The 15,537-nt window shown below is 71.1% G+C and carries 16 protein-coding genes and 2 pseudogenes; 10 read left to right on the top strand and 8 right to left on the bottom strand.

The features are described from left to right. Positions 1 to 213 precede the first annotated feature (213 nt). Positions 214 to 795: a TMEM165/GDT1 family protein gene (locus OG390_RS15765; protein WP_406168453.1), complete on the bottom strand. Its 582-nt coding sequence runs from the start codon at positions 793 to 795 to the stop codon at positions 214 to 216. Positions 796 to 1,320: 525 nt separating this feature from the next. Here OG390_RS15765 and OG390_RS15770 point away from each other — a divergent pair. From OG390_RS15770 to OG390_RS15790, 5 genes are all read left to right on the top strand, one after another. Beyond that, positions 1,321 to 1,965 (top strand): HNH endonuclease family protein, encoded by a 645-nt coding sequence (locus OG390_RS15770; protein WP_406168455.1) that lies wholly within the window; start codon positions 1,321 to 1,323, stop codon positions 1,963 to 1,965. A gap of 79 nt (positions 1,966 to 2,044) precedes the next feature. Beyond that, positions 2,045 to 3,685, top strand: coding sequence for an alkaline phosphatase D family protein (locus OG390_RS15775; RefSeq protein WP_406168457.1), 1,641 nt, complete (start codon positions 2,045 to 2,047; stop codon positions 3,683 to 3,685). Positions 3,686 to 3,901: 216 nt separating this feature from the next. Beyond that, complete coding sequence (locus OG390_RS15780; RefSeq protein ID WP_406168459.1) at positions 3,902 to 5,848, top strand: FAD/NAD(P)-binding protein; 1,947 nt, start codon at positions 3,902 to 3,904, stop codon at positions 5,846 to 5,848. A gap of 85 nt (positions 5,849 to 5,933) precedes the next feature. Beyond that, complete coding sequence (locus tag OG390_RS15785; RefSeq protein WP_406168461.1) at positions 5,934 to 6,389, top strand: DoxX family protein; 456 nt, start codon at positions 5,934 to 5,936, stop codon at positions 6,387 to 6,389. 217 nt (positions 6,390 to 6,606) lie between these two features. Beyond that, on the top strand, positions 6,607 to 7,230 hold the full coding sequence (locus tag OG390_RS15790; protein ID WP_406168462.1) for a DedA family protein: 624 nt from the start codon (positions 6,607 to 6,609) through the stop codon (positions 7,228 to 7,230). A 63-nt stretch (positions 7,231 to 7,293) separates the two neighbouring features. Here the strand turns inward: OG390_RS15790 and OG390_RS15795 are convergent, their stop codons facing one another. Further along, positions 7,294 to 7,533 carry a DUF2277 domain-containing protein gene (locus OG390_RS15795; RefSeq protein ID WP_406168464.1) on the bottom strand — a complete coding sequence of 80 codons (240 nt, stop codon included), beginning with the start codon at positions 7,531 to 7,533 and terminating at the stop codon, positions 7,294 to 7,296. 105 nt (positions 7,534 to 7,638) lie between these two features. On the opposite strand from OG390_RS15795, the gene OG390_RS15800 reads away from it, so the two are divergent. Next, a complete protein-coding gene (locus OG390_RS15800; protein ID WP_406168466.1) occupies positions 7,639 to 8,412 on the top strand; it encodes an MBL fold metallo-hydrolase in 774 nt (257 codons plus the stop codon). Positions 8,413 to 8,532: 120 nt separating this feature from the next. After that, positions 8,533 to 9,447: a ketopantoate reductase family protein gene (locus tag OG390_RS15805; RefSeq protein ID WP_406168468.1), complete on the top strand. Its 915-nt coding sequence runs from the start codon at positions 8,533 to 8,535 to the stop codon at positions 9,445 to 9,447. Positions 9,448 to 9,637: 190 nt separating this feature from the next. Here OG390_RS15805 and OG390_RS15810 read toward each other — a convergent pair whose 3' ends face one another. The 3 genes and pseudogenes from OG390_RS15810 to OG390_RS15820 form a co-directional block, all read right to left on the bottom strand. After that, positions 9,638 to 10,597 carry a LysR family transcriptional regulator gene (locus OG390_RS15810; protein WP_406177685.1) on the bottom strand — a complete coding sequence of 320 codons (960 nt, stop codon included), beginning with the start codon at positions 10,595 to 10,597 and terminating at the stop codon, positions 9,638 to 9,640. A 204-nt stretch (positions 10,598 to 10,801) separates the two neighbouring features. Further along, a pseudogene (locus tag OG390_RS15815) lies at positions 10,802 to 11,074 on the bottom strand (MFS transporter); the annotation flags it as partial. 130 nt (positions 11,075 to 11,204) lie between these two features. Beyond that, positions 11,205 to 11,684: a MarR family winged helix-turn-helix transcriptional regulator gene (locus OG390_RS15820; RefSeq protein WP_406168470.1), complete on the bottom strand. Its 480-nt coding sequence runs from the start codon at positions 11,682 to 11,684 to the stop codon at positions 11,205 to 11,207. A 173-nt stretch (positions 11,685 to 11,857) separates the two neighbouring features. Between OG390_RS15820 and OG390_RS15825 the strand changes: the two genes are divergently transcribed. Further along, a complete protein-coding gene (locus OG390_RS15825; protein WP_406168472.1) occupies positions 11,858 to 12,190 on the top strand; it encodes a hypothetical protein in 333 nt (110 codons plus the stop codon). A 332-nt stretch (positions 12,191 to 12,522) separates the two neighbouring features. Here the strand turns inward: OG390_RS15825 and OG390_RS15830 are convergent, their stop codons facing one another. Both OG390_RS15830 and OG390_RS15835 read right to left on the bottom strand, forming a co-directional pair. Continuing rightward, on the bottom strand, positions 12,523 to 13,200 hold the full coding sequence (locus tag OG390_RS15830; RefSeq protein ID WP_406177686.1) for a pentapeptide repeat-containing protein: 678 nt from the start codon (positions 13,198 to 13,200) through the stop codon (positions 12,523 to 12,525). After that, positions 13,137 to 13,643 (bottom strand): annotated as a pseudogene (locus OG390_RS15835) (pentapeptide repeat-containing protein); the annotation flags it as partial. The gene OG390_RS15830 and the pseudogene OG390_RS15835, both read right to left, overlap by 64 nt. Between OG390_RS15835 and OG390_RS15840 the strand changes: the two are divergent. Together OG390_RS15840 and OG390_RS15845 are read left to right on the top strand one after the other, a co-directional pair. Beyond that, positions 13,628 to 14,107 carry an SLATT domain-containing protein gene (locus OG390_RS15840; protein ID WP_406168474.1) on the top strand — a complete coding sequence of 160 codons (480 nt, stop codon included), beginning with the start codon at positions 13,628 to 13,630 and terminating at the stop codon, positions 14,105 to 14,107. The pseudogene OG390_RS15835 and the gene OG390_RS15840 sit on opposite strands and share 16 nt — an antisense overlap. A gap of 100 nt (positions 14,108 to 14,207) precedes the next feature. Beyond that, positions 14,208 to 14,426: a hypothetical protein gene (locus OG390_RS15845; RefSeq protein ID WP_406168475.1), complete on the top strand. Its 219-nt coding sequence runs from the start codon at positions 14,208 to 14,210 to the stop codon at positions 14,424 to 14,426. 476 nt (positions 14,427 to 14,902) lie between these two features. Here OG390_RS15845 and OG390_RS15850 read toward each other — a convergent pair whose 3' ends face one another. Continuing rightward, positions 14,903 to 15,283, bottom strand: a complete 381-nt coding sequence (locus OG390_RS15850) for a VOC family protein (RefSeq protein ID WP_399074119.1) — start codon at positions 15,281 to 15,283, stop codon at positions 14,903 to 14,905. Positions 15,284 to 15,537 lie beyond the last annotated feature (254 nt).

Raw genomic sequence — 15,537 nt, forward strand, 5'->3', positions numbered from 1 at the left:
GGGCACAGGGGCGGCCAGGCCTCACGGCCCCCCACCAGCACCCGCGCACGGGAGGGGCCGTGCCGGTACATCGAATGCCCGTCGCTTACGTTCGGATCTGGAAGCGGCTCCTGGTAGGCCGACTTCTGATCCACCGGCGACGGGCGGATGTACCGGCACGGCCCCGACCCACCCACCGGCGGACGGCGTCAACACACGACGCCCCCGCAGACCTCAGACCGCCACGGCCTCATACAGACTCCACACACCCAGCCCCAGCATCAGCACCGCCGCCACCTTGGTGATCAGCTCCAGCGGCACCCGCTTCATCAGCGCCTTGCCCCCGACGATGCCGAGCCCGGCGACCGCCCACAGCGCGAGGACCGCGCCGAGGCCGACGGAGAGCGGGGCGTCGTACCGTGCCGCGAGGTTCGCCGTCATGATCTGGGTGAGGTCGCCGAACTCGGCGATGAGGATGAGCATGAAGCCCGCCCCCGAGACCTTCCAGAAGCTCTGGTTCTCGGGCTTGCGGATCTCCCCCTCGTCCTCGTCCTTCCTCATCAGCAGGACCGCCGCGCCACCCAGGAAGAGGACACCGGTCAGCGCGTGCACGATCTGCTGCGGCAGCAGGGTCAGCACGCTGCCCGCCGCGACGGCGAGCGCGACATGGAGGGCGAAGGCGGCGGCGACCCCGGCGAAGACGTACGAGGCGCGGTAGCGCGTACCGAGGACGAGGCCGGCGAGCGCGGTCTTGTCCGGCAGCTCGGCAAGGAAGACGACGCCGAAGACGAGCGCCATGACGGTGAAGCTGATCAAAATTCCTCAGTCGGTCGGGCCGCCCCACCGAGAGTGCTGTGACTGCGCTGCGACACCTCGGCACGGCAGCACACAGCGGCACCCGCACCGGGAGGCGCGGGCAGGAGCGCCCATGCCGATACACGGCACGGGCAGTGCACTGCTTGCCGAAGGTCTCGCTGGCCGACCCCTCGAACGAGGCCTGCCTCCGGGCGCCGGCTCAGACGAGCTGAGCAGTATGTCGACGGTCCGGCGAAGAGCTACTCCCCTTCTGCGCCGTCCATCGTACGGGATGCCCGGAAGGGCGCTGTAGGGCCTTTGGTCCCGCCGGAGCTCAGCAGCCCGCCCACACCGCCGGTCCCGCCCGGCTCAGCAGCCCGCTCACCCCGCACAGGATTCCGCACCCGACCGAACGTTCTTGTCGTGAGCATTGCTATGACATGAACACGTCACTAGCTTCTCACCTGACCCACACCTTCCAGAAATACGCCGCCGCAAGCATGTGCTCGCTCGCCCCCAACGGCCCCCCACTCCAAGGGAGTTCGCATGCCAAAAGTCTACGCGCGTCGACGGCTGAGCATACTCGCAGCCCTCACCGGTCTGATAGCCACCGTCGGGATATTCAACGGCCCGACCGCCTCCGCGGCGCTGCCCACACCGGTCAGCGCCGCCACCGCCCGCACCTACCTCGCCTCGCTCACCACCGCGACGGAGGTCAGGACCGGCTACAGCCGTGATCTGTTCCCCACATGGATCACCATCTCCGGCACGTGCAACACCCGTGAGTACATCCTCAAGCGCGACGGTACGAACGTCGTCACCGACTCCGCCTGCGTCGCCACCAGCGGCAGTTGGTACTCCCCCTATGACGGCGCCACCTGGACCGCCGCCTCCGACGTGGACATCGACCACCTCGTCCCGCTGGCCGAGGCCTGGGACTCCGGCGCCCGGAACTGGACCACGGCCCAGCGCCGGGCCTTCGCCAACGACGTGACCCGCCCGCAGCTCCTCGCCGTCACGGACAACGTGAACCAGGCCAAGGGCGACCAGGACCCGGCCACCTGGATGCCTTCGCGCACCGCTTACCGCTGCACGTACGTCCGCGCCTGGGTCCAGGTGAAGTACTACTACGACCTCTCCGTCGACTCCGCCGAGAGGAGCGCGCTCACGAGCTACCTCTCCGGCTGCTGACGCATTCGAAGGTGCCGGAACCTCCCCGCTCTCCTCAGTCGTTCCGTACCGTACGGGGCGACGGAGGAGGGTGATCACCATGGCGGAGCTGCGCCTGGGACCGCTGCTGAGGTACGTCGACGGCTCGTCCGCGACCTTCTGGGTCGAGGCGAGCCGTCCGTGCACCGCCGAGGTGCGGTGCTCCGACGGCGCCCGCGGCGCGGCCCGTACCTTCCAAGTCGCGGGCCACCACTACGCGTTGGTACCGGTGACGGGACTGACTCCGGGCACGGTCTCGTCGTACGAGGTACTGCTGGACGGAAACACCGTCTGGCCGCTGCCCGACTCCCCCTTCCCGCCCTCGGTGGTCCGCGCCCCGGGCGAGGACGCCGCCGTCCGCGTCACCTTCGGCTCCTGTCGCTGGGCCGCGCCGCCCGCCGACGAGAAGGACCCGGTGGGCCCGGACGCGCTGGACAGCCTGGCCGCCCGCATCGCCGCGGACCCCGACGGCGAACGCCCGGACGTGCTGCTGCTGTTGGGTGACCAGGTGTACGCGGACGAGGTCTCCAAGGCCACTCGGCAGTGGATCGCCGCACGACGCGGTCTCGCCGATCCTCCGGGCAACCAGGTCGCGGACTACGAGGAGTACACCCGGCTCTACTACGAATCGTGGCTCGATCCCGAGATCCGCTGGCTCCTCTCCACCGTCCCGAGCTGCATGATCTTCGACGACCACGACGTCATAGACGACTGGAACACCAGCGCCGCCTGGCTCGCCGACATGCGCGCCACCCCGTGGTGGCGCGAGCGGGTGCTGAGCGGCCTGATGTCGTACTGGGTCCATCAGCACCTCGGCAACCTCTCCCCGCGCGAGCTCTCCGACGACCTGCTGTACGCCGCCGTACGCGAAACCCCCGACGGCACCGACGTGCTCCGCGCCTTCGCCGCCCAGGCCGACACCGACCCGGCCTCCGTGCGCTGGAGCTACCGCCGCGACTTCGGCCGCACCCGCGTCCTCATGCTCGACACACGCGGGGCCCGTGTGCTGGAGGAGCAGAACCGCGCGATGCTCGATCCGGGTGAGGCCGAGTGGCTGCGGGAGCAGGCACTGGACGCCCCCGGCTCGTACGACCACCTCCTCATCGGCACCTCCCTCCCCTGGCTGCTGCCGCCGCTCGTCCACCACGCCGAGGCGTGGAACGCCGCGTTGTGCCGGGGCGAACGAGGCGCGCGCTGGGCGCGGTTCGGCGAGTATCTGCGTCGGCGGGCCGACCTGGAGCACTGGGCCGCGTTCCCGGAGTCGTTCCAAGCACTGACGGCTCTGATCGCCGAGGCAGGGTCGGGGACGGACGCGCCGGCGACGGTGTGCGTCCTGTCCGGCGATGTGCATCACGCGTATGTCGCCGAGCCCTCATGGCCCGACGCCGGGCCCGACGCCCGGGTTCTCCAACTGACCTGCTCCCCCGTCCACAACTCCATCCCGCTCTCCATACGACTCGGCTTCCGCTTCGGGTGGAGCGGACCGGGGCGGGCCCTCGGCCACCGGTTCGCCCGGCATGGCGGCTGCGCGCACCCGCAGGTCGACTGGCGCAGGACCGGTGGGCCCTGGTTCGGCAACCAGTTGATGACCCTCACCCTGCGCGGGCGTTCCGCTTCGCTGCGGCTCGAACAAGCGCGGGCCGTACGGGGCGGGGGTTCGCGGCTGAGGACGGTGGAGGAGTCGGCACTCACGCCGCAATAAGCCCATTGCGCACGGTTGTTGCATGCGTTGTCCCTGATGCTCGTGACGCATCCCACACCCGGCGCCGATCATCCGCTCCCGGGCTCGGCTCGCGCACCGTACGACGGCATGATGAGGCGGACCGTCCGCTTCCAGCGGGCGGCTTGCTGCTCTGACCGTCCGCTTCCGGCGGACGGTCTGCCGCCCACGCGCCCCACACGCCCGGGAGTCACCCCTTTGTCTGCAGCACCTTCCCCCGAGTTCTCCGCTGCGCTCGAACAGGGGGGACCCCCGTCGCCCTCCGGGACCACCCGTGTCTCCGTCGCCCTTGTCGGCGCGGGTCCGCGCGGCACCAGTGTTCTGGAGCGCCTGTGCGCCTCCGCGCCCGAGCTCCTCGCGCCGGGCACGCGGCTGACGGTGCATGTCGTCGATCCGGCCCCGCCCGGGTCCGGCCGCGTCTGGCGCACCGAACAGTCCCCGCATCTGCTGATGAACACCGTGGCCTCGCAGGTGACCCTCTTCACCGACGAGAGCGTGGACTGCTCGGGGCCGATATGTCCGGGACCGAGCCTGCACGCCTGGGCGGAGGGCGAGTTGGGCCCCGACGACTATCCGACCCGCGCCGAGTACGGCCGCTACCTCGAGTGGGTCTTCGGCGAGGTGGTGGACGGGGCGCCCGCCACGGTGCGGGTCGAGGTGCACACCGCCCGCGCGATACGGCTCGCCGACGCGCCCGACGGCCGCCAGACACTCGCCCTCTCCACCGGCCGCGCCCTGCCGGACCTCGCAGCCGTGGTCCTCGCACAGGGCCATCTGCCCGTGCTCGCGGACCACGCGCAGCAGCGACTGGCCGCGCACGCCGAGCGGCACGGCCTGCGTCATGTCCCGCCCGCCAACCCGGCCGACGTCGACCTCTCGCCCCTCTCCCCCGGCGAACCGGTGCTGCTGCGCGGCCTGGGCCTCAACTTCTTCGACCACATGGCCCTGCTCACCACGGGCCGCGGCGGCCGCTTCGTCCGGACGCGCGCGGGCCTGCGCTATCTGCCCTCGGGCGACGAACCCCGGCTGTACGCCGGCTCGCGGCGCGGCATCCCGTACCAGGCGCGCGGCGACAACGCGAAGGGCCCGTACGGCCGCCACACCCCGCTCGTCCTCACCGACGAGGTGATCTCCCGCTTCCGCAAACGCGCGGACTCCGGTGATGCGCCGGACTTTCTGCGCGAGATATGGCCGTTGGTCGCCAAGGAGGTGGAAACGGTCTATTACGAGGGGTTGTTGGGCAAGTCGAGGGGCCTGGACTTCCGGGAGCGCTCCCTCGCCGTCCCGTACCGGAGTCCCCAAGAGGCCGATCTCCTCGACGCGTTCGGCATCTCCGCCGCCGAGCGCTGGTCCTGGGACCGCCTGTCACGCCCGTACGCCGGACACTCCTTCACCGGCCCCGAGGCCTGGCGGGAGTGGCTCCTCGGCCATCTGCGCGAGGACGCCCGGCAGGCCGCGCTCGGCAATGTCGAAGGGCCTCTCAAGGCCGCCCTCGACGTACTGCGCGATCTGCGCAACGAACTGCGCCAAATCGTGGACCACGGCGGGCTGTCGGGCGATTCGCGCCGGGCGCACCTGGACCGTTGGTATACGCCGCTCAACGCCTTCCTCTCCATCGGGCCGCCCCGGCGGCGCGTCGAGGAGATGGCCGCGCTGATCGAGGCGGGCGTCCTGGACGTCCTCGGCCCGCGCCTCGACGTGCGGGCCGAGGACGGGGCGTGGGTCGCGCACTCTCCCGACGTGCCGGGTTCGGCCGTACGGGCGACGACCCTCGTGGAGGCGCGGCTACCGGAACCGGATCTGCGGCGGACGGCGGACGGGTTGCTCGCCCTGCTGCTGAAGACGGGGCAGTGCCGCCCGCACACCGTGGGCGGTTACGAAACCGGAGGACTGGACGTAACACCGCGCCCCTACCGTCTGATCAACCGTCAAGGCCATGCGCACGCGCGGCGGTTCGCGTTCGGCGTGCCCACGGAGGGCGTGCACTGGGTGACCGCGGCCGGGGCCAGGCCAGGTGTGGATTCGGTCACGCTTTCGGATGCCGACGCGGTGGCACGGGCCGTGCTACGTGCGGCGATGACGCAAGCGGAACCGGAAGCGGAGGTGGATGCATGGCCAAATGTTGAACTTGCAAGCATTGATTAGGTTCACCTAACGTGGATGACTCACTCGGTTCCGTCCCCAAGATCCGGTCCCCATGGACCGGACCAGACCGAAGGAGTTCCCCCACATGACCGGACGCCTCAACAGCGCCCAGCCCTACGCCATCGGCCTGTTCCGCATCGTCGTCGGCCTGCTCTTCGCCGTGCACGGCGCCGCTTCCCTCTTCGGCGTGCTCGGCGGCGCCGCGGGCACCAACGGCGGCACCATCGACGCCGGCACCTGGCCCGGCTGGTACGCGGCCGTGATCCAGCTGGTCGGCGGCGCCCTGGTGCTGCTCGGCCTCAGCACCCGTGCCGCCGCGTTCATCTCGTCGGGCTCGATGGCGTACGCGTACTTCGACGTGCACCAGTCGGCCGCCCTGTGGCCGATCCAGAACGGCGGCGAGCTCTCCGTGCTGTTCTGCTGGACCATGCTCCTGCTCGTCTTCACCGGATCCGGCGCGCTCGGCCTCGACCAGCTGCTCGCGGGCCGCCCGGCCTCGGCCACCGAGGACAAGCGGGCCTCGGATCCGGTCGCGGCCTGACCCCCTGCGTACGACGGTGCCCGCCTCCTCGTACCGGAGGCGGGCACCATCGCGTCGACTGCAGTCAGTGAACGTGATGTGACAGACACATGAGCCCCCCGTGGACCTCCTGTCACACCCCCGGCGTACGCTGTATGGCTGTTACAGGCCGCCCTGCCGCTCCCCGCGACGTCGCGGCGTGGTCGTGCCTACGGGGGATTTCGGGGGGAGTGTTTCGGTGCTGGAGAGTATGGGGTCGCTGACGGGCAGCCCATGGATCTACGCGGCGGTCGCCGTGTCCGTTCTACTTGATGTGTTCCTGCCGGTCCTGCCGAGCGGCGTGCTGGTGATCACCGCGGCCACGGCCGCGGCGGGCTCGGCCACCGGCGCCGTCCCGCACGCCGTGCCGGACATCCTGATGCTCACCCTCTGCGCGGCCACGGCCTCCGTCCTCGGCGACCTGGTGGCGTTCCGCCTGGCCTGGCGCGGCGGCGCACGCCTGGACCGTGCCATCGCCCGCTCCCGCCGCCTGACCAGCGCGCAGGAACGTCTCGGCGTGGCCCTCTCGCGCGGCGGCGGCGCCCTTGTCGTCATCGCCCGCTTCGCGCCGGCCGGCCGCTCGGTCGTCTCGCTCGGCGCCGGCGCGGCTCACCGCCGGGTCCGCGAGTTCCTGCCCTGGTCCATACTCGCGGGCCTGACCTGGGCCGGATACAGCGTCGCCCTCGGCTACTTCGGCGGCCAGTGGCTGGGCGCGACCTGGCTCGCCACGGGGGTGTCCTTCGCGGCGCTGTTCGTCGCCGGCGCCGGAGCGGCGTACCTGATGCGCCGCCCCGCACCACAGGAGTCGGGCACCGGCGCCTAGGTCCCGCCACCCCCTTCCCGTTCGCCTCTCTCCGGGCGGACCACGGGAACGTGACGACAGGACCTACGACGACACGGCCTGGGCGCGCTGCGGAGCCCCGCGTACCTCCAGCCCACCCAGCAACTCGGCCGTCGCCGCGGCGATGGCCTCGACCGCGTGGTCGAAGACCTCACGGTTGTGGGCGGCCGGGGCGCGGAAGCCGGACACCTTGCGGACGAACTGGAGGGCGGCGGCGCGGATCTCCTCCTCGGTGGCCTCTTCGGGGAGCGTGGGCGGGCGAAGGGTCTTGATGCTGCGGCACATACGTCCAGTCTCGCGCGTACGCCGCGTTCACGGTCACCCCTCGCGGATATGGCCCCGATCACCGGCCGGGGAATACCGTCGAGGGCTCCCCGGATTGTGCAGAGCATGACCCCTGTGGAGATCACCTACATCGGCGGCCCCACGGCCGTCATCGCGCTCGGCGGCGTACGCCTGCTCTCCGACCCCACCTTCGACGCTCCAGGCGAGTACCCCATCGGCGCGCGCAAGCTGGTGAAGACGGCCGGACCCGCGCTCCAGGCCGCGGAGGTCGGCGCGGTCGACGCCGTACTGCTCTCGCACGACCAGCACCCGGACAACCTCGACGCGTCCGGGCGCACATATCTCGCGAGCGCCCCGCTGACCCTGTCGACGGCATCGGCGTACGGCCGTATCGGCGCGCCCGTGCGGGCCGTGCCGCCCTGGGAGCACGTCGAACTCCCGCGTCCCGACGGCGGTCTGCTGCGGGTGACCGCCGTGCCCGCGCAGCACGGCCCCGACGGCTCGGAGCCGATCGTGGGCGAGGTCACCGGCTTCGTGCTGTCCGGAGACGGGCTGCCCAAGGTGTACGTGAGCGGCGACAACGCGTCCCTGGACGTCGTACGGGACATCGCCGGCCGCGAGGGCCCGTTCGACGTGGCCGTGCTGTTCGCGGGCGCGGCGCGCACCCCGCTGGTGCCGGACGCCCCGCTGACCCTGACGAGCCAGGACGCGGCGCGGGCCGCCGAGATCCTCGGCGCCCGCCATGTCGTACCGCTGCACTTCGAACACTGGGGCCATTTCACACAGGACGGCGGCACACTGACGAAGGCATTCGCGGAGGCCGGACTCACGGACCGGCTGCATCTGCTGGAGCCGGGGGCTTCCGTACGACTCCCCTGACAACACCCAAGCATTGCCTGGGGATTGGGCAAGCTTCCCCGAGGATTGACTCGGACGTCCAGCGCTTGTGATCATCGCCGGGGCCTCACTCGGGGCCCCGGCGAAGAGAGGCGAGGTCTCATGGCGAATGACCGGCTCACAGTGGCGGTACTGGGCCCGGGCGGGGTCGGCGGTCTGCTCGCCGCGCTTCTGGCGCGCGCGGAGCACCGGGTGATCTGCCTGGCCGGGGACGAGACCGCACAGCTGCTGGGCGCGGACGGAATCCGCGTACGCAGCGCGCACTTCGGCGACTTCACGGCGCGTGTGGAGGCGGACACCGAGCTGCGCGAGCCCGTCGACGCGTGCCTGATCGCGGTCAAGGCCACGGCGCTCGACGCGGCCCTGGAGCGCGTCCCAGCGAAGGCGTTGGGCGACACCGGCCTGGTCGTGCCGCTCCTGAACGGCGTCGAACACCCCGCGGCCCTCCGCGCCCGCTACCGCCCCGAGCAGGTGGCACCCGCGGTGATCCGCGTCGAATCGACTCGCCTCGCGCCGGGCCTGATCGAGCACGGCAGCCCCTTCGCGGACATCGACCTGACCGGCGACACCGTGCCGCGCGCCCGGCTCGACGCGCTCGCCGGCGCCCTGGAGTGGGCCGGTGCGCGCGTGCGCATCCAGGACGACGAGGCGGCGACGCTGTGGGCGAAGATGTCGTTCCTCGCGCCGCTCGCGCTGCTGACGACTCGCTACGGGGTGCCCCTGGGCGACGTACGCACGCTCCACCGCGAGGAGTTGGTGGCCCTGATCGAGGAGATCGCGACCGTCAGCCGGGCGAACGGCGCCCCCGTCGACCCCGCGACCGCCCTCGCCCAATACGACGCCTTCCCCGCCGCGATGAAGTCCTCCATGCAGCGGGACGCCGAAGCCGGCCGCGCACTCGAACTGGACGCGATCGGCGGCGCCCTGCTGCGCGCGGCCGCGCGCGGCGGGGTGCCCGTCCCGGTGGCGACAAGGCTGGTGACCGAACTGGCACCGCCCGGCCCGCCCGTCGCCTGAGCGGCGCCGGGACGGGGACACGGCCTCTCACCAGGGGCGCGGGGAACAGCGCGACCAGCCCCGTCAGGGGCGCGGGGAACAGCGCAACCAGCCCCCACCCACCCACAGCCGAAGAACCCCACCCCGGGGTCTGGGGCGGAGCCCCAGAGGACGGGAATGGGAAGGGGCGGCGGGGGCGACCACGCGGTCCTCAGCCCCGTACGCCGCCACTGTCGATGGCGCTGTCGATGGCGCCGCCGCTGTCGATGTCGATGTCGATGCCGGCTCCGCAGTGCCGCGTGACCGTGTCCGCGAAGGCGCGGGCCGGGGGCGACAGCGCGTCCCACTGGCGCACGGCCCAGCCGGCCGTAAGAGGCGGCAGGGCCGGGACCGGGATGAAGCGGAGGCCGCGGTGGCCGGGACCGAGCCAACCGGGCAGCGCGGGCACGACGGCGTGACCGAGCCCGAGTTCGGCAAGCAGGATCGCGGTGTCCCAGTCGGCGACACTGGTGTCGGAGGCGACAGCCGGCACCCCCAACTCCCGGTAGGCGGCGTCGAGGTGGGCCCGCGAGGTGGAGTTCTCGGGCAGCCCGATGAGCCGCATCCCGGCCAACTCCACCCCCTCGACGCGCTCACGCCCCGCGAGCTCGTCGTCGGCGCGCACGGCAAGCACCCAGGGCAGTTCGACGACGGCCCGCTGCTCGACCCCGCGCACCGGCGGCCCGAGGGTCGCCCACGCGAGGTCGAGCCCATGATCCCCGAGCGCCTCGAAACAACCGCGACTCGAACTCTCGGTCTGGAACTCCAGGCTCACCTGCGGATACCGCCGCCGGAAGTCGACCACGGCGTCGGCCATGAAGTGCCGAACGGTGGCTCCGCCGGTGGCGATCCGCACCACCCCACCACCCCCGCGCACCATCTCGTCGAGCCGCCGCAGCGCGAGGTCGAGCCCGGATATGCCCTCGGCGGCGGCCCGCTCCAGCACCCGCCCGGCGCGCGTCGGCACAACACCCCGGGCCTGCCGCTCCACGAGCCCGACCCCGACCTCCCGCTCCAGCCGCCGTACATGCTGGCTCACCGCCGACTGGGTACAGCCGAGCTCCCGGGCCACGGCACTGAGACTGCCGGCCCGGCAGACGGCGACGAAAACACGCAGATCATCCAGGGTCACGAGGCCCAAAACTATCGGGGGCGGCCCGGGACCCCCACGTCGGATGCGGGTCTTGGCCAGCAGCTCGACGATCTCCGCGGTGGTCCCGGTCTCGCCGAGCCGGGGGGAAGATCCGCTCGACGCCCGCCCGGTGCGCTCGGCCTCGCTCCGGGTGAGGTGCATCGCTGCGGGATACGCGGCCGAGGTGCCGAATCCGAGCAGCACCCGGCCGGCGATCAGGGCGCCCAGGGTGGGGGCGAGGGCGCCGAGGATCCCGGCGATCCCCACCAGTCCCGTACCGATGAGGTAGAAGCGCCGGGGTCCGTACATGTCGACCAGCCGCCCGATGACGGGCTGGCCGACGGCGGTGGCCGGGTAGAGCGCGGAGACCAGCCAGGCCGTCTCCCCGGGCGGGGCCCCGAAGGCGGTGCCGATCGGCACCAACGCCACCGCGATCACGGAGGAGTTGACCGGGTTCAGGACGGAGCCGAGGACCATCGGGGCGATCAGCCGCCGGTCGAAGCAGTCCGCGCGGGGGTGCGCGACGGCCGGGTGGCGCGCGGGCGCGACGGCCGGGTAGCACGCGGGCGCGACGGCCGGGTAGCGCGGGTGAGCTTCGGTTTCGGCGTCACGGCCGGGTGAGCCGTTCCAGTACGGCCATCGCCTCGATGACGGTCTGCCGCTCGGCCTCCGTGCAGCGGTCGTGCAGAGCCTGGGCCAGCCACTCCTGACGGGCCTGCCGGGTGCCCTCGACACGCTCGCGGCCGACTTCGGTCAGCGTGACGAGTTGCCGCCGGCCGTCACTCGGGTCCGGGCTGCGCGCGATCAGGCCGTGCTGGTCGAACGCTGCGAGCGTGGCGGCCATGGACTGCGGCCGGACCCCCTCGGTCGCGGCCAGCCCGCTGGTCGTGGCGGGCCCGCTCTTGCTGAGCAGTGTCAGTGCGGACAACTGGGAGGGCGTGAGGTCCTCCGTCTCGGAGACTTCCCTGATGCGCCGCCGCAGCCGGCTGAACGCGACCCGCAGATCGCGGGCGGCACGGGCGGCGGACTCGGAGACACCTGCGGCGTCCCCGTTGTTCTCGTCCCTGGCACCACGGTTCTCGTCCATCGCATCACGGTAAATCCTTCAGTCCAGTTTCAACTGCGCAGCCTGGACTGTGTATGCCGGGGCAGCCAGGGACGAACGCCCTCACCTGCGGGGCCGCCCGCCCAGCCCACCCGTTCGCGTGAAGTCCCGGAAGGAACTCGCATCCCAAAATCGAACAGGCGTAGCATTGCCGCGTGGCTGCGACCTATGACTTTCCGAGTGACCTCCTGGCCGGTCAGGAGGAGCTGCATCAGGTCCGGGCCGAGCTGCTGGCCCTGCTGAAACGACTCCCCTGGTCCGTAGAGCCGCTGGAGGGCTTCAGCGACTCGGGCGGCTGGCGCAAGGTGGAGCGCCCCGCCTCCCCCGGCTGGACCGCCGACGAACAGGCCGAGGTGGAGAAGCTCCGACAGCGCGAGCGCGAGCTCGCCGTGTTCGTGACCTGCCACCGCTTCTGGTCGGAGATCGCACCCCCGGAGACGGTCGACGCCCGCATGAAGCTGAAGCACGCGCAGGAGAGTCCGTCGTGAAGCCGAATGCGCTCCCCTGGGAAGGGAGCCCATCGGAATGTGGCGCCGATCCGCCGAGGGGCGAGAGCTCGGGCCGGCTGCCGACAGGAGTCCACCGCTGCTCCCCCGCCTTCCTGCTTCTGGCTCCACCGCCGCTCCCCCGGCCTCGCGCTTCCAGTGCCGCCATCGGTCTCGCGCCGCGGGACTCGTCCCCCGAGAACCCCGACGCTGTGCCTCTCCGTCGCAGAACAGCGAGGCCGAAGGCCCGTGACGCCATGCACGCCCCGAACTCCGCCCGCAGCGATCACCACCCGCGTCGGGCACACGCGATCCACCGCCGTTCGGCAGGTAGGTCACTGTGGTGGGCGTTCTTCGGATGCCCGAATGCGTTCCTTGACACGGGGATCCGCTGCGACGTCCGCCGGTAGGCCGGTTCTGCCGTCCAGCAGTGCGCAAGCAACCTGAGCGGCCTCCAGTCCCTCGACCCGACGCATGTCCGCTTCCGCAAGGTTCGCGTGCCGAAGATCCGCGTCCTGGAGCCGGGCGTTCCGGAATCCCGCGCCCGAGAGGTCCGCGTGCTGGAGACAGGCACCTGTGAGGTCCGCGCCTCGAAGATCCGCGCCTTGGGCGTCCGCATGCTGGAGGTCCGCTTTGTGAAGGCTCGCGCCCCGAAGGTCCGCGTGCCAGAGATTCGCGTACCCGAGATGCGCGCGAGAGAGGTCTGCGTCCAAGAGGCTCGCTTCAGGAAGTTCCCGGTGCCTGAGATTCGCTCCGCGGAGGTCCGCGTGCTTGAGATCTGCAGCCACAAGCTCGGCTTCGGACAGGTCGGCGCCCCGGAGATGGGCGTTCCGCAGGTTCGCGCGTTGGAGAATCGCTCCCCGGAGCCTTGCCCCACGGAACTGTGCGTTCCGGAGATCCGCCTTCCAGAATTGCGTGTCTTGGAGGTCCGCATTCCCAGGTCCGCCCCCCGGAGGCCGGCTCGTCGGAGGTCCGCTCCGCGGAGGTTCGCCCGCCGTAGGTCCACGCCCCAGAGACTGGCGTCCCGGAGATCCGCGCCCTGAAGCCCCGCACCGGACAACTGCGCGCCCTCGAGGTTCGCGTCCGAGAGGTCCGCGCCCTGAAGGTCCATATCTTGGAGGTTGGCTTGCCGAAGGTCGGCGTTTCTGAGATCCGCCCCCCGGAAGTTCCCGCCCCGCAGGCCGACTCCCCGTAGACAGGCGCGTCCCAGGTCCACCCGAGTGTCCGCCCAGTCTCTCGGCCGCCTGCCCAGGACGGCCAGTGCGGCCAGCACGTCCTCCGGCGGCCGCTCCGTCCCGTGTGGCTCCGCCACTTGCGAGGTGTCCTGGTCCGGGTCGGATGCGGCCTCCGGTGTCGGCACCGCGGTGTGGCCAAGAATCTTGTAAGCCCGATTCCGGGCAACCCGCTCCGTGTCGTGCGTCGTGAGGACACCATTGGGCCATGCGCCGACAGACACCAGACGCCGCCCCCTGGGCAACTGCCCCAGATCCGTTGCTTGCGCTGGCCCAGGATGAACTGGCCTTCTATGAGCAGGTGCGCAACTCGGCTCGAAGGTGGCACCGCCTGACCGAGCTGGGTGCCCTCGCCACCTCCTCGTCCACCGTGGTGGCAGCGGGACTCCACGCTCCGGCGTGGATGACAGCTCTGATCGCCGGCGGAGCGTTGTTCTTCACCGGTTTCCGGCAGGTGTTTGCTCATGGGCCACGCTATGTGTTGGCGGCCCAGTCACGAGAGGGCCTACGGAAAGCCATTAACCGCTATCAGTTGCTCCCAGCCGCCGACCGAGGTGAGGAATCCAGGCAAGATCTGCTGGCGGCAATCGAGAATGTTGGTGACGAGGAGCTCCGCCAGTGGGCCGACCAACGACACCGGGCGAGCCCAGGCGCCGACTCGCCGACGAACGGCTCAGCGCTGCCCTGACCCAACAGCGCCGGGCCCTCTCTGCTTGGGAAGCTGCGCGCATTCGCGGCCAGTGCCCCGGCAGGCGCAGTGGTTTCGGGGCTTGCCGACGGGCGGTTCCATGTGGCCACCCGACTCCAACGTCATCGGGACGAAGGTCGGCAGCTGGCCCGCCTGGACGCAGCCTGCCGACTGGCCGAACTGCGAGAGCGGACACCGCATGGAGCACCTTCTGACCATCACCGGCGACATTCAGTTGGGCGACTGTGGTGGCGTCCACTTCTTCCATAGCCGCCAGTGCCCCGGCCTCCCGTGGGACTGGCGCTTCGACTGCCACTGAGATCGAGGAGTGCGAGGGCTCGAATCTCTGGGACGGCGTGTCCCCCCGAAGGGGACGGCGTACGCAGCCGGTTGGCCGGGCTTGGGGGCGCCATCGGTGATCAGAGGGTGATGATCGACTTCCCCTCCCAGCTCCCGGAGCACCTCTCCCAGCCCGGATAGAGCCGCCGCATCATGGTGGCCGTCCGATCGAGGTCCGCCCTACCCACGACCCTGGCGTGGTCGGCGTAGTGCCGTCCGTCGACTGGTGACGGCTCCACGCCGGCTTTGCAGTCCGGCCTCATCTCGACCAGGTCGATCCTGGGGCCCCTGGAACGTCGGCCAACTCGTCTCCCGCCTCGACTGCCTGTCCGTCGAAGTTCGGCGGTGTCCGCCGTTGTCCGGCCCTGTTGGTGTCAGGTGCTGGTGTCAGCGAACAGGGGCGCTCTTGACAAACCCGACACAGCGTACTGGGGCCGCACCGGGGAAAAAGCGCCGTCAGAGCGGGTTGAGGCGGGCCTTGAGCAGGCAGAACTCATTGCCCTCGGGGTCGGCAAGAACGTGCCACTGCTCCTCGCCGGTCTGGCCGATGTCGGCTGGACGCGCCCCGAGCTTCAGGAGGCGTTCGAGCTCGGCGTCCTGATCGCGGTCGGTGGCGTTGACGTCGATGTGCAGCCGGGACTTCCCCGGCTCCGGCTCGTCCCTGCGGCTGAGGAAGATTGTCGGCTGCGGGCCGCCGAACCCTTCGCGCGGCCCGATCTCGAGGCTGCCGTCCTCTTCGCGATCGAGCACGACGAAGTCCAGGACCTCGCACCAGAACCGCGCCAGCACCTCGGGGTCGCGGCAACCGAGCACGAGCTCACTGATACGACATGCCATTGACGAAACCTACTCTCAGCGTGGGAACTGCCGGGGCGGCCGCGCGCGGAGCTCTTGGGCTCCCCGCAGTGGGAACACGCTCGAGACCGTACCGGGCGAGGCGAGCAGGTGCGAAGGCTTTTGGGGTCCTGGCCTCACCCGGCCGGGCCGCCGGGCGAGGACCGTAGGCCGCGCAGCGGGGCAGACGCGAATGTGAACGACAGGTGTCCCCTCGATGCGAACTACCGGCAGGACGGTCGATGAGGTCTGCTCGT

The sequence above is a fragment of the Streptomyces sp. NBC_00996 genome (genome assembly GCF_045162675.1).
GTDB lineage: Bacteria > Actinomycetota > Actinomycetes > Streptomycetales > Streptomycetaceae > Streptomyces.